Source organism: Gordonia sp. PS3, from assembly GCF_041950545.1.
In the GTDB taxonomy this organism is placed as follows: domain Bacteria; phylum Actinomycetota; class Actinomycetes; order Mycobacteriales; family Mycobacteriaceae; genus Gordonia; species Gordonia sihwensis.
In genome coordinates this window covers 1,614,774-1,628,148 of record NZ_CP169524.1, presented here as the reverse complement: position 1 = coordinate 1,628,148, position 13,375 = coordinate 1,614,774, and the positions used below count along the sequence as shown (strand labels likewise).

The window sequence follows — 13,375 nt, the reverse complement described above, 5'->3', positions numbered from 1 at the left end:
GCGTGGCGGATCGGTTCACGATTGCGCGACACCGGTCAGGAGGCGTAGCGGGCGATCCAGCCGGGTCCGTAGCCGGTCGAGCCGACCGAGTAGAGAACGCGCCCGACTTGCTGCCAACCGGCATCCCGGTCTGCCGGGTCGATGGTCCACCGCCTGCTTCCGTTCTCGCCGTCGAACGCCGTCAGTCGTGGAGCATTGGGCCGCTGGTGCTCAGCCGGGTCGCCGGCGAACAGCAGTCGCCGACCGTCGAACCCGAACAGCCATGCCCCGAAGTTCGACGTGACGGTTCCACCGGACTCGCCGGTGGCGGCATCGATGAGCCGCCAGGTCTCCGAGTACGCATCGCCGGGCCCGAACTCGCTCGTTCCGACCGCCACGTGTCGTTCGTCGAGGGCGCGGACCTTTGCGATGCCGTCGCCTGTGACCGCTCGGGTCCAGCGCAGCGCGCCAGTGTCAGCGGTGACGACGCCGACCTTGCGCCCGGAGACGACGGGGATCGACTCGGGGTCGACGAGCGGTCGCTCGCGCGGAAAATCTGCGCCCTCGGCCAGCCGCCACCCGATTAATCGACCGGTCCGCCGCCCGGTCTCGTCGTACGTCACGGTCACCGGACTCCCGCCCGCCGGGTCGACCGCGAATCCACCTTCATAGAGCAAGTAGTTCGGTCTCGACGGCTGCCCGACGATCGACGTGCACACCATCATTCCGGTGACCTCGTCCGGCGCGCCACAGCTCGGGGCCATCGACGTCGGTTCACGGTGGACCAGGGTGCCGGTGTCGGCCCGGTAGAAGGAGACGGCACCGTCGTCGGACTCCATCACGATCACCCTGGAGCCGATCACCGACCGCACGGTGCGCTCTCCGGTCGACCCGTTGACCGACCACGAACGCTGCCCCGTCGGCTCGAATCGCGTGATCAACGGTCTCCGGTCCACGGTGGCAGCACCCCTGTCGGGGACCGGGCCCTCCTCGCGGAGTCCGACGCCTGAATCCCTGGGCACCGCAACGACGAATCCGTCATCGACCGACACGATGCTGGGCGTCCCGTGGACGCGGACGGTCTGCACGACGCGCTCGGCACCCGAGGCCAGGTCGAAGAAGGAGACGCGAGCCACGACGTCGCCGCTCAATCGGACGTTCTTCGTACATGCCAGCGTCGGGCCGTCTCCGACGGCGCAGTCGGCCCAGTGACCCGCCTCGCGTCGACTCCACAGCACCTTCCCCGACTGCACGTCGACCGCCGCCAACGTCGTCGTACGCGCGTGCGGCTCGGCAGCGCCGACGACCACCACCACATCATCCGACTGCGCCTTGATCGAGATCGACGCACGTTCATCGGCGGGTTCGTCAGCTCCCAGGACGTCTTCCGCAGTCAGCTTCCACCGTTCACCCGGCGCCGACGGCATGGACTGCAGCGCAATCGGTCCCGGCCCGTACTCGAGATCGTCGTCTCCGCGCGGCCACAACACGACGCCGACCACGACCACCTCGACGATCATCAGGAGAACTACGACGACGGGCAGAACACTCCGATGCGACAGTGGCGGCATATCGCCGATTCAACCATCACGCCGTACGTTGCGGTGACCGATGGTCTGACACACTGGGACTCGTGATCAGAGTGGGACTCACCGGCGGCATCGGCGCCGGCAAATCGACGGTTGCCAAGACCTTCATCGAACACGGCGCGTATCACGTCGACGCCGACCGCATCGCCCGCGAGGTGGTGGAGCCCGGCACGCCGGGTCTGGCTCAGCTCGTCGACGCCTTCGGACCGGAGATCCTCGACGCCGACGGCGCTCTCGACCGTCCGGCCCTCGCGGCGCGTGCATTCGTCGACGACGACAGTCGCAAGCTCCTGAACTCGATCACGCATCCATTGATCGGCGCGCGGACCCAGGAGCTCACCGACGCGGCGCCCGCCGACGCGATCATCCTTCACGACGTCCCGCTCCTCGTCGAAGGGAACATGGCGCCGTTCTATCACGTGGTCGCCGTGGTGCACGCGGATGCGGACGTCCGGCTGGACCGCCTGGTGAACCTGCGCGGCATGGATCCCGAAGACGCGCGGTCCCGAATCGCGGCGCAGGCGACGGACGACCAGCGTCGAGACGTCGCCGACATCTGGCTCGATAACTCGGGGACCCCGGACGAGCTCGCGGCTCAGGCTCTGCGCGTCTGGAACGAGCGATTGATTCCGTTGCGCGACAACGTTGCCGGCCGCGTCTGTGCCGAGCTGCCGACACGGCCACAGGAGTACGACCCTTGGTGGGCCGTATTGGGACGCCGCGTCGTGAACCGCGTATGGGCGCTGGTCGGGGCCGGAGCGACGGCGGTCGAGCACGTCGGCCCGACCGCCGTCGTCGGGCAGTCGGCGCCACCGGTGATCGATATCCGGGTGACGGTCGCCGACCTCGGATCCGCGGATTCGCTCGCGGACGCACTCGCCGACGGCGGGTTCCCGCGGCTGTCGTCGTCCGAGGACGAACGCCTGCACGCCAGCGCCGATCCGGCGCGTCCGGTCCGCGTGCACGTGTGTCCGGTAGCGCCGTCGGCGTAGCGGTTCGCGTGGCGGACGTCAGACTCCGATCGCCCGTCGAATCAGCGCCGACGACGCCAGACAGGGGCCGGTATCCGCTCGGCACGACGAAGCCCGCGCAGTCGGTGACCGCGCGGGCTTCGTCGAATTGAGCGAGATGCTAGGCGACCTCGCCGTCGCGCTCCGCCACCAGAGTGAGGGCGATGTCGACGATCATGTCCTCCTGGCCACCGACCAGACGCCGTTCACCGCACACGGTGAGGATGTCGCGCACGTCGAGGTCGTACCGTTTGGCCGCGGCCTCGGCGTGACGCAGGAACGACGAGTACACGCCGGCGTAACCGAGCGTCAGCGTCTCGCGGTCGACGCGGACCGGGCGGTCCTGCAGTGGCCGGACGATGTCGTCGGCCGCGTCCTCCAGCTTGTTCAGGTCGCAGCGGTGCTCGAAGCCCGACAGATTCGCGACGGCGACGAAGGGCTCGATCGGGCAGTTGCCCGCTCCGGCACCGTGGCCGGCCAGCGAGGCGTCGACGCGGTAGACGCCGTTCTCGACCGCGACCACCGAGTTGGCGACCGACAGCGAGAGGTTCTCGTGAGCGTGGATGCCGATCTCGGTCTCCGGATTCAGCACGGCCCGGTAGGCCTTCACTCGCGCGACCACGTCGTTCATCGTCAGGCGTCCGCCCGAATCGGTGATGTACACGCAGTGCGCGCCGTAGCTCTCCATCAGCTTGGCCTGCTCCGCCAGCTTCTCGGGGGTCGACATGTGCGAGAGCATCAGGAAGCCCGAGACGTCCATGCCGATCTCCCGCGCCGCGGCGATGTGCTGTGCGGAGACGTCGGCCTCGGTGCAGTGCGTCGCGATGCGGACCGACCGGACGCCGAGATCCCATGCGTGCTTCAGTTCCTCGACAGTGCCCACGCCCGGCAGCAGCAGAGTGGTGAGCCGTGCGTTCTTCAGAACACTCGCCGCGGCCTCGATCCACTCCCAGTCGGTGTTGGAACCGGGCCCGTAGTTCACCGAGCCGCCCGCCAGACCGTCGCCGTGCGCCACCTCGATGGCGTCGACGCCGGCCTCGTCGAGCGCAGAGACGATGCGCTTGACGTCGTCGGTGCTGATCTGATGGCGGATGGCATGCATGCCGTCACGCAGCGTGACGTCCTGGACGAAGATGGGGGTGCTCATGCGTTGGACTCCTTCAGCGCTGCGATCCGCTCCGCGTACTGCAGGCCCGCGGACGTCATGATGTCGAGGTTCCCGGCATAGGCCGGCAGATAGTGCGCGGCACCCTCGACTTCGAGGAAGACCGACACCTGGTGGGTGGGAGCCGACTCCGGCTCCTGGGTCATCAGCGTCTGAACCGGCGACCCCTCGGCGATCGGGTTGATCTGCACCTTCTGCTTCAGTCGGTACCCCGGGACGTATGCGGAGACGTCCGCGACCATCTTCTCGACAGAATTGCGGATCCGCTCCTGAGTGTCCAGGTCCGGCGCATCGACCAGCGCATACACGGTGTCGCGCATGATCAGCGGCGGCTCGGCCGGGTTCAGGATGATGATGGCCTTGCCGTTGCGGGCCCCGCCGACCTGCTCGATGGCCGCCGACGTGGTCTCGGTGAACTCGTCGATGTTGGCGCGGGTGCCGGGTCCGGCCGACTTGGACGCGATGGACGCGACGATCTCGGCGTAGGCGACCGGCGCCACGCGGGACACCGCGGCGACGATCGGGATGGTCGCCTGCCCGCCGCAGGTCACCATGTTGACGTTCTGCGCATCGAGATGGTCGCCGATGTTCACCGCCGGCACCACGTACGGTCCGATGGCCGCCGGCGTCAGGTCGATCAACCGCTTGCCCAGCGGCTGCAGGATCGACGCATTGTGCTCGTGGGCTTTGGCCGAGGTGGCGTCGAAGACGATCTCGATCTCGTCGAAGTTCGGCATCGCGACGAGACCCTCGACGCCTTCGTGCGTGGTGGGCACGCCGAGGCGCTGGGCGCGGGCCAGGCCGTCGGAGTCGGGATCGATGCCGACCATCGCACCCATCTCGAGGTGCTTGGCGGTCCGCAGCACCTTGATCATCAGATCGGTCCCGATGTTGCCGGAGCCGATGATGGCGACCTTCGTCTTGCCGCCTGACGTCTTACTCATGGGAGTTCCCTTCACTGAAACGGGCTTTCACCGATCCGAGGCCGTCGATCACGACGGTCACCTCGTCTCCGGGTTGAATCGGGCGCATGGGGCCGAGCGCTCCGGACAGGATCACCTGACCCGCGCGCAGGGGTTCGCCGAAGTCGCGGGCGGCCCGGGCCAACCAGGCGACGGCGTTGAGCGGGTCTCCGAGGCAGGCCGCGCCCTCACCGGTCGAGACCTCCTCGCCGTTGACGAGCATCGACATGCCGACGTCGACGGGACGGAACTCGTCGAGCGTCCTGCGGTCGGTGCCGAGGACGTAGACCCCCGAGGAGGCGTTGTCGGCGACCGTGTCGGCGAATGCGATGTCCCAGCCGTCGATGCGGCTGTCGCAGACCTCCAGTGCGGCGACGCCGTAGTCGATCGCATCGCGGATCTGTTCGATGTCGAGCGGACCGTCGGCGAGATCCTTCTTCAAGACGAAAGCGACCTCCGCCTCGGCCTTGGGCTGCAGCAGCCGGTCGATCGGAACCACCTCGCCGTCGCCGTACGCCATGTCGTCGAAGAGGACGCCGAAGTCGGGCTGGTCGACGCCCATCTGGTCTTGAACGGCCGCAGAGGTGAGGCCGATCTTGCGGCCGACGATCGTCGCACCGCCGGACACCCGGCCCGCGGTCAGCCGTTCCTGGACGCGGTAGGCCGCGGCCAGATCCGTGGGTCCGATCAGGTCGCGCACCGGAGTGCACGCCTGTCTGGTCTGGAGGGCGGTGAGCAGCCGCTGCGCGGCCTGGTCTTCGGCGACCGGATTCTGCGCCGGCTCGCGTTCGGTGGTCTCGGTCATGGTGACCATGCTCACCGCTGTGCCGCCCGAAGAGAAGAGCGTCGTCTCGCTGAGCGAGACGGAGGCGGTAGTGTCGTCCGCATGGCCAGAACGACGCCCTCGAAACCGTCGGATCCGGGCGACGGCGAGCACGCCGTGGACCGCGCCACCGTCGTCGGCAAAGTGGTGACCATCCTCCGGGCCTTCACTGTCGACGACAACGAACTGAGCCTCGCCGAACTGGTGCGCCGCACCGGTCTGCACAAGGCGACGGTGCATCGGCTGGCCGGTGAACTCGTCGGGGTCCGGCTCCTCGACCGGACCGACGACGGGTACCGACTGTCCGGCGGCCTGTTCGAACTCGGGATGCTCGCGTCGGTGGAACGCAGTCTGCTGGAGATCGCGATGCCCTTCCTCCAGGACCTCTACGGGCGAACCCGGGAGACCGTGCACCTGGGTGTCCTCGACGGCCACGAGGTGGTCTACGTGGCGAAGATCGGCGGTCACCGTCAGGCCAGCGCGCCCTCGCGCACAGGCGGCCGGATGCCGTTGCACTGCACGGGGATCGGCAAGGCACTCTTGGCGCACTCGGATCCCGCTCTGCAGCAGAGCGTCCTCGCCGGACCGCTCCCCCGCCGCACCCCGCGAACGATCGTCGCGCCGGGCATCCTGGCGCGCCAACTCGATGCCATCCGCGAATCCGGAGCGGCCTTCGAGTACGAGGAGTCGGCTCCCGGAATTGCGTGCGTTGCGGCGCCGATCCTGGACGTCGCGAACAACACCGTGGTGGCCGCGGTCAGCGTGACCGGCCCGCTCACGCGGTACCGGCCCGAGGCGCACACCGACGCGGTCCGCGCCGCAGCGACCGGGATCGCGTCCACCCTCGACCGTCGACGCACGCTGCGTTGACGAGGCGGGGCGGCCGATCGAATCGGCCGCCCCGCCTCGTCGCCGGAGTGTCGCGAGTCGTCACACGGTCGCACCTTCGGCGGCGGCCGCCGCAGCGGGTTCCGGCTCCGGCACCCGAGCGAACAGAACCACCGCGCACACCAGGCTGAGCAGGCAGACAACGGCGAGATACGCGGTGACGCCGGCGGCGCCACCGGACTCCCCGACCAGCGCCGAAGAGATGATCGGTGCCAGTCCCCCGCCCAGAATCGCGCCGACCTGCAGGATCAGCGAAGTTCCCGAGTAGCGGACGGCGGCCGGGAAGGTGTCGGCGATGATCGCGCCCTGGACGCTGTGCGTGATCGGCACGATGACGCCCATCCCGAGGAACGCCGCGGCGGTGATCACCGCACTGCCCGTGCCGAGCATCGGCAGGAAGACCAGACACCAGATCAGCAGCGCGACCGACCCTCCGACGAACATGGAGCGCCGGCCGCTGCGGTCGGCGATCCGAGTCCAGAACGGGATGGTCGCGAACCAGATCACGGCCGCGACCGAGACGCAGACGATGAGGAAGGAACGGCTGTAATCGAGGTGCTCGGTGCCGTACGAGAGGGTGAAGACCATGAACACGTAGGCCACCGCCGAGTTCGCGATCATCACGCCGAGCGTCAGTGCCATCCGCCCGACACCCACGCGCATCGCCTCTCGCAGCGGGAACCGCTCGACGGCCCGGTGACTGACGACCCGGCTGAACGAGGGCGACTCCTCGACGTGCAGGCGGATCACCAGACCGATCACCACAAGCACCGCGCTGAGCAGGAACGGGATCCGCCAGCCCCACGCGTCGAAGGCTCCGGACGGCATCACCGCATTGGTGGTCAGGAAGACGACGTTCGCCAGGACCAGTCCGGCGGGAGTGCCCATCTGCGGGAAACCCGCGTAGAGGTTCCGCTTGCCTGCGGGCGCGTGCTCCATCGACATCAGCGTGGCGCCGGCACCCTCGCCGCCGAGACCGAGTCCCTGGACCACGCGAAGCAGCACCAGCAGTACCGGCGCCCACACTCCGATGGACCCGTAGTTGGGCACCACGCCGATCAGCGTCGAGGCCGCACCCATCATCAGGAGCGAGACGATGAGCGTGTTCCGCCGTCCGACCCGGTCGCCGAAGTGACCGAAGACGAGGCCACCGAGCGGACGCGCGACGAAGCCGACGGCGAACGTGCTGAAGGCCGCGAGCGTGCCTGCGGCGGGACTCAACGACGGGAAGAACTGTTTGTTGAAGATCAATGCGGCAGCTGTGCCGTAGAGGAAGAAGTCGTACCACTCGAGAGTGGTGCCGACGAGCATCGCCGAGGCGACCCGGCGTCGCGCCTGCTGATCGCTCAGTGCCTTGTCGGAGGATCGGGTGAACATCGATATCGGCCTTTCATGGGTGTGAGGTGACGACGCCGACGAACGATCAGTAATCGGGGTCACATTCAGAAGACGGCATACGGCGGCGCGTGAGAAATGCCTTTCCCCGCGGTACCGATGCCCCGGCGGGCATAGGGATGGAGCGGGCCGTCGGCGCACCACCTGGCGGCCGGACACCGCCCGGCTCCGGTGCGGGGAGACTCAGAGTCCCAGGAAACGCTCGGCGTTCCCGTGTGTGATCAGCGATCGGGTGGTCGAATCCAGGAATTCGCTCTTTCGCACCACTTCGCCGACCGGCCGCTCTCCGAGCGGATAGGGGTAGTCGCTGCCCACCAGCACCCGGTCGCGCCCGATCGTGTCGACCAGCAGCCGCAACGCGCGTTCGTCGAAGACCACCGAATCGACGTAGAACCGTCCGAGATAGTGCGACGGTGGATATTCGGAGGTGCCGATGACATCGTGGCGCCGATGCCAGGCGTTCTCCATCCGACCGAGCCAGAAGGCGAACGAGCCGCCGCCGTGCGCGAAGGCGATCTTGAGCCGCTCGTCCACTCGGTCGAAGGTGCCGCCGAGGATCATCGCCAGAATCGACAGATGCGACTCGGCGGGCATCCCCACCAGCCATCGCGCCATCCAGCGGTCCAGTCGCGGCGATCCCGCCATGTCCCAGGGGTGAACGAAGACGGGGACGTCGCGGTCGGCGCAGTGCTGCAGAAAGGTGACGACGCCTTCGTCGTCCAGATCACGATCGCCGACGTGGTTGCCGATCTCGACGCCGCGGTGCCCGTTGGCGAGGCACCGGTCGAGTTCCTCGCATGCGAGATCGGGATCCTGCAGCGGCACCTGACAGAACGGGATCATCCGTTCGCCGGCCGCGTCGACGATCTCGAGTGCGAGATCGTTGAACACCGCGGAGATCCGCGCGGCCTGTTCACCGGTCCTCGCGTAATTGAAGAACACCGGCGTCGGCGAGACCACCTGGGTCGCCACCCCGTCCGCGTCCATATCGCGCAGGCGCACCTCCGGATCCCACGCGTCGGACTGGATCCGGCGGAACTCGACGTCGCCGGTCATCATCATCGCCTCGCGTTCGGACTCCACACGCAGCCACGGCGCTTCGGGACCGGCGACGTCGCGCAGGTCGGGCCATCCCTTCGGCACATAGTGGGTGTGGACGTCGATGATGTCGCTCACTTCAGCCCTTCCCCGGATGGAGGGCGCCGCATTCACGGCAGGTCCTGGCCTGCTCATCGGAACCGAAGGAGTCGAAGACCGGAGGCATGTCCTCGACGAGGTCGCGCACCTGCAACTCCACCTCGTGCAGCTTGGTGTGGCATTCCAGGCAATACCACTGGAACTTCTCCAGCGTGCCCTCCTTGCGGACCCGCTCGATCACCAGACCGATCGAATCGGGGTCGGGCCGCTGCGGCGAATGCGGAATGTTCGCAGGCATCAGCCACGTCTCCCCTTCCCGGACATCGACCCGTCGCGGCCCGTCCTCGGTCATCAGGTTGACGTGGATGTCGCCGCGGAGCTGGTAGAACCACTCCTCGTACGGCTCGTAGTGGTAGTCGTAGCGCTCGTTGGGGCCGCCGACCACCTGAATGATGAAGTCGTCTCCGAGCGCCATCATCTGGTTGTTCACCGGCGGCTTGAGCAGATGGCGGTTGTCGTCGATCCAGCGCTGGAAATCGATGACGGGCGGAATGGTCGTCATGGGAACTCCTGGGGTTGTGAGTGGGTGGCCGAGTCACGGCCGCCGGCGATGTGCGATCGCCTGGATCTCGATGAGCAGGTGCGGATGCGGGAGCTGGTGCACCGCGACGGTGGTCCGCGTGGGACCGTTCTCGTCGAAGTACTCGCCGTAGACGCGGTTGTAGGCGCCGAAATCGTTCATCGACACGAGGTAGGCCGTGACCTGACAGAGGTCGTCGAGTCCGGCGCCGACCTCGGCGAGGATGTCGCGGATGTTCTCGATCACCGCTCGCGTCTGCGCCTCGATGTCGAGGGAGGCGGTGCCCATCTCGTCGACCTCGACGCCGACGAACGTGTTGTCCGGACGGCGCGAGCTGGTGCCGGAGACGAAGATCAGATCGCCGACCGTCTTCACGTGCGGGAATCGTCCTCGAGGGGTGGCTTTTCCGCTGACGACGAGCGCCTCGGCGCCGGCGGCGCTCATCGGCGGGCCGCCTCTCCGACTGCCGTGAAGGAGACCGTTCCGAGTCCTTCGACGGTGCACTGCACGTCCGTGCCGTCGGGCGTGGAGGCGGTGAGCGGCAGCGCGGCGGTCGCCGCGCCGGCGAGTATCACGTGGCCGGCCTCGAGCGGAATGCGCCGCCGCCGGCACATGTCGAGGAGCGCGAGCAGGGCCTGAGCCGGATCGCCGAGGATCGCGGCGGTGGAACCGTGCACCGAGTCGGCGCCGACGCGCAGGGTCACGTCGAGGTCCGCCGCGTCGCACAGCGGCGACCACTCCCCGATCGCATATCCGGCCGCCGAGGTGTTGTCGGCCACCACGTCGGCGTAGGTGAAGGCGAAGTCCAGATAACGCGAGTCGATGACCTCCACCGCCGGAGCGATCGCCGAGACCGCGTCGAGGATGTCCTCGTTCGGGTCGTCGAGGCGCACATCGCGCGAGAGCAGATACGCCACCTCCGGCTCCGCCTTCGGGTGGATGAACTTCCCGAGGTCCACCGTGCCGCCGTTCGCGACGGTCATCGCGTCGGTGAGCCGGCCCACGATGACGTCGGAGACGCCCATCTGCGCCATCTTGGCCTTGCTGGTGAACCCGAGTTTCACTCCGACCACGCTCTCGCCGCGCGCCGTTCGCAGCCCGATCAGTTCTTCCTGCACCCGATATGCGAGGTCGACGTCGAAGGCGATACCGATCGCGGGATCACGTTCGATGCTCGGGGTCTCTCGACATCCGGTCTGGGCGTGGTCGAGACGGCCGGCCAGCGCGGCCGCCTCGTCGTCGGTGGTGTGCATATGCGGTCCTTTCGCTTCGGACGGAGGTGTGGTGGTCACAGTTGCAGGCAGACGTTGGTCGGTTCGGTGTAGAAGTGCAGCGAGGATTCTCCGCCCTCGCGGCCGATGCCGGAGAGCCCGACGCCGCCGAACGGGGCTCGCAGATCACGCAGGTACCAGGTGTTGACCCACGAGAGCCCGACGTTCATCCGCGCGGCGACGCGGTGACCGCGACGCAGATCGTCGGTCCAGACAACCGACGCGAGCCCGTACTCGGTGTCGTTGGCGAGTGCGATCGCCTCCTCCTCGGTGTCGAACGGGACCAGACCGGCCACCGGGCCGAAGATCTCCTCGCGCATCACGCGACTGCTGTTGTCGACGCCCGTCCACAGCGTCGGCGCGATCCACGAACCCCCGTCGAGGTGCTCTCCCACGTCCGGGACCCGGCCCCCGCACACCACATCGGCGCCTTCCGCGCGGGCGAGGTCGAAGTAGCTCAGGACCTTCCTCCGGTGCTTCTCTGAGATGAGCGGGCCGGTCGTCGTCGCCTCGTCGAACGGATCTCCCAGCCGCAGCGAGGCGGCCTCGGTCGCCAGGCCGGCGACCACCTCGTCGAAGATCCGCCGCTGAACGTATACGCGCTCGGTGCACAGACACACCTGGCCGGTGTTGGTGAAGATCGACCGGCTCAGTCCCTTGACCGCCTCGTCGACGTCCGCGTCATCGAAGACGATCGCCGCGTTCTTGCCGCCGAGCTCCAGCGAGACCGGCCGCACCCGCGGCGCCACCGTCCGCATGACGTGACTGCCGGTGGCCGACGATCCGGTGAAGGTGACACCGTCGATTCCGGGATGCTCGGTCAGGAACGCCCCGGCCGAATCGGCGCCGAAACCGTGGACCACGTTGTACACACCGCGCGGCAGACCGGCTTCCGCGAGCACTTCGGCCAGCAGCGAGGCGGTGGCGGGAGTGTCCTCGCTCGGCTTCACCACCACCGCGTTCCCGCAGGCGAGCGCCGGTGCGACTTTCCAGGTGAGGAGCAGGAGCGGGAGGTTCCAGGGGACGATGATCGCGATCACGCCGAGCGGTTTGCGGACCGTGTAGTTCAGGGCTCGGCGACCGTCGGCGGTGTCGGTCAGGTACGACTGCTCGCCGGCGCTCGACACCAGGTCGGCGTACGCGCGGAAGTTCATCGGAGCGCGGGCGACGTCGAGGGCACGCGCCTGTGTCACCGGCTTGCCGGTGTCGGCGAGCTCTGCGGCGACGAAGTCGTCGAAGCGCTGTTCGATCAGGTCGGCGGCACGACGGAGGATCCGGGCCCGATCTGCGACCGGCCGGTCGGCCCAGCCGGCGGCCAGCGCACGTCGCGCCGAACCGACGGCACGGTCGACGATCTCGGCTCCGGCCTCGTGAACCCTGGCGTACGCGGTGCCGGTGGCGGGGTCGACCGCGTCGAACGCCGACGCCGGATCGGGGTCGAGGAATGCGCCGTCGACGTAGTTGCGAATCCATTCGGGGTGGGGTGCGGTCATGAATCCACTGTGATCCGCATCGCCATGTGGTTCAAATACCTAGCGGAATCACTCACATACCGAAATAGTCATAACGGAGATGGTCACAACCGCCGACCGGAGTGCCGGTCGTCATAGCAAAAATGGCATAGTCGGGTACGTGTTCGGTATTAGACGGGTATGAGTTGCGTGCCAGACCCTGAAGACGATTCGTTGCCGTTCGAAGGAGCCCCGTTGTTCGACCCCGAGATCGCCGCCGCATACAGCGCCCGCGGAACCGTGTCCCCGGAAACCTTCGCCAGGGTGATGGACGATTACCGAACGCGGTCCGAGCGCGCAGTCCGGGATCTGCCCGGCGCCCGCGGCGTCGCCTACGACGAGCACAGCGACGAGGTGCTCGACGTGTGGGGGATCGCCGACGCTCCCCGTCCGGTATTCCTGGTGATCCACGGCGGATACTGGCGCTCGCTGTCACGCCTGGACACCGCGTTCATGGCGCGCACGCTGGCCGACCACGGTATCGCCACTGTCGCTGTCGACTACGGACTGGCTCCGGCGACCTCCCTGCCCGAAATGGTCCGTCAAGTCAGGGCGGCCGTCGCATGGGTGCATCGCGACGGACCCGCGCACGGCCTCGATCGCAACAGGATCGTGGTCTGCGGCAGTTCGGCGGGTGCTCACCTCGCCGCGACCACCATGATCGGCGGTTGGCAGGCTGACCTCGGGCTGCCCGATCGCGCAGTGCACGCCGGCCTGCTGATCAGCGGACTCTATGATCTGCGGCCGCTGATCCACGCCGAGGCGAACGAGTGGCTCTTCCTGACCGAGCAGTCCGCTGCCGACCTCAGCCCGGCCCTCGCACCGCTGCCCGACGATCCCGCTCCGGCGGTGATCGCCATGGCCGAGCACGAGGCCGACGGCTTCCGCCGGCAGAGTCGGGACTTCCACCGGCACTGGGCCCGCGGAAGTGCCGGCCCGCTCCTGACCGTTCCCGGACGGAACCACTTCGACGTCTTCGTCGACCTGGCCGATCGCGACACCGAACTGTCGTCGGCCGTGCATCGTCTCTTCGCCCTGACCGCACCGACCCACACCCCGAAATGA

The 13,375-nt window shown here is 68.0% G+C and carries 13 protein-coding genes; 3 read left to right on the top strand and 10 right to left on the bottom strand.

Annotation, left to right across the window (positions count from 1 at the left end; translation table 11 throughout):
- Positions 1-35 precede the first annotated feature (35 nt).
- Positions 36-1,550, bottom strand: a complete 1,515-nt coding sequence (locus ACE11G_RS07525) for a PQQ-binding-like beta-propeller repeat protein (protein ID WP_062367748.1) — start codon at positions 1,548-1,550, stop codon at positions 36-38.
- Between the two features lie 62 nt (positions 1,551-1,612).
- Here ACE11G_RS07525 and coaE point away from each other — a divergent pair, with 62 nt between their 5' ends.
- Positions 1,613-2,560, top strand: a complete 948-nt coding sequence (gene coaE, locus ACE11G_RS07520) for a dephospho-CoA kinase (protein WP_197462943.1) — start codon at positions 1,613-1,615, stop codon at positions 2,558-2,560.
- Between the two features lie 139 nt (positions 2,561-2,699).
- Here coaE and dmpG read toward each other — a convergent pair whose 3' ends face one another.
- The 3 genes from dmpG to ACE11G_RS07505 are packed head-to-tail and all read right to left on the bottom strand — an operon-like array spanning position 2,700 to position 5,519.
- Positions 2,700-3,725: a 4-hydroxy-2-oxovalerate aldolase gene (gene dmpG, locus ACE11G_RS07515; RefSeq protein ID WP_006895434.1), complete on the bottom strand. Its 1,026-nt coding sequence runs from the start codon at positions 3,723-3,725 to the stop codon at positions 2,700-2,702.
- Positions 3,722-4,687, bottom strand: coding sequence for an acetaldehyde dehydrogenase (acetylating) (locus tag ACE11G_RS07510; RefSeq protein ID WP_006895433.1), 966 nt, complete (start codon positions 4,685-4,687; stop codon positions 3,722-3,724). Before ACE11G_RS07510 ends, dmpG begins: the two co-directional genes overlap by 4 nt.
- Positions 4,680-5,519, bottom strand: coding sequence for a 2-keto-4-pentenoate hydratase (locus ACE11G_RS07505; protein ID WP_375003992.1), 840 nt, complete (start codon positions 5,517-5,519; stop codon positions 4,680-4,682). Before ACE11G_RS07505 ends, ACE11G_RS07510 begins: the two co-directional genes overlap by 8 nt.
- Before the next feature lie 72 nt (positions 5,520-5,591).
- Between ACE11G_RS07505 and ACE11G_RS07500 the strand changes: the two genes are divergently transcribed.
- Entirely contained in the window at positions 5,592-6,398 is an 807-nt protein-coding gene (locus tag ACE11G_RS07500) for an IclR family transcriptional regulator (RefSeq protein ID WP_045536798.1), read from the top strand.
- A 60-nt stretch (positions 6,399-6,458) separates the two neighbouring features.
- On the opposite strand, the gene ACE11G_RS07495 is transcribed toward ACE11G_RS07500, so the two are convergent.
- The 6 genes from ACE11G_RS07495 to ACE11G_RS07470 all read right to left on the bottom strand — a co-directional run bounded on the left by ACE11G_RS07495 (position 6,459) and on the right by ACE11G_RS07470 (position 12,292).
- Positions 6,459-7,793 carry an MFS transporter gene (locus tag ACE11G_RS07495; protein WP_006895429.1) on the bottom strand — a complete coding sequence of 445 codons (1,335 nt, stop codon included), beginning with the start codon at positions 7,791-7,793 and terminating at the stop codon, positions 6,459-6,461.
- A 201-nt stretch (positions 7,794-7,994) separates the two neighbouring features.
- Positions 7,995-8,987 (bottom strand): amidohydrolase family protein, encoded by a 993-nt coding sequence (locus ACE11G_RS07490; protein ID WP_006895427.1) that lies wholly within the window; start codon positions 8,985-8,987, stop codon positions 7,995-7,997.
- Position 8,988: 1 nt separating this feature from the next.
- Positions 8,989-9,510, bottom strand: a complete 522-nt coding sequence (locus ACE11G_RS07485; RefSeq protein WP_006895426.1) for a 3-hydroxyanthranilate 3,4-dioxygenase — start codon at positions 9,508-9,510, stop codon at positions 8,989-8,991.
- 33 nt (positions 9,511-9,543) lie between these two features.
- Positions 9,544-9,972, bottom strand: coding sequence for a RidA family protein (locus ACE11G_RS07480; protein ID WP_006895424.1), 429 nt, complete (start codon positions 9,970-9,972; stop codon positions 9,544-9,546).
- A complete protein-coding gene (locus tag ACE11G_RS07475) occupies positions 9,969-10,781 on the bottom strand; it encodes a 2-keto-4-pentenoate hydratase (RefSeq protein ID WP_375003991.1) in 813 nt (270 codons plus the stop codon). The genes ACE11G_RS07480 and ACE11G_RS07475 overlap by 4 nt, the downstream gene beginning before the upstream one ends.
- Positions 10,782-10,816: 35 nt before the next feature.
- Entirely contained in the window at positions 10,817-12,292 is a 1,476-nt protein-coding gene (locus ACE11G_RS07470) for a 2-hydroxymuconic semialdehyde dehydrogenase (RefSeq protein WP_006895421.1), read from the bottom strand.
- A gap of 168 nt (positions 12,293-12,460) precedes the next feature.
- Between ACE11G_RS07470 and ACE11G_RS07465 the strand changes: the two genes are divergently transcribed.
- Entirely contained in the window at positions 12,461-13,375 is a 915-nt protein-coding gene (locus tag ACE11G_RS07465; protein WP_231649987.1) for an alpha/beta hydrolase, read from the top strand.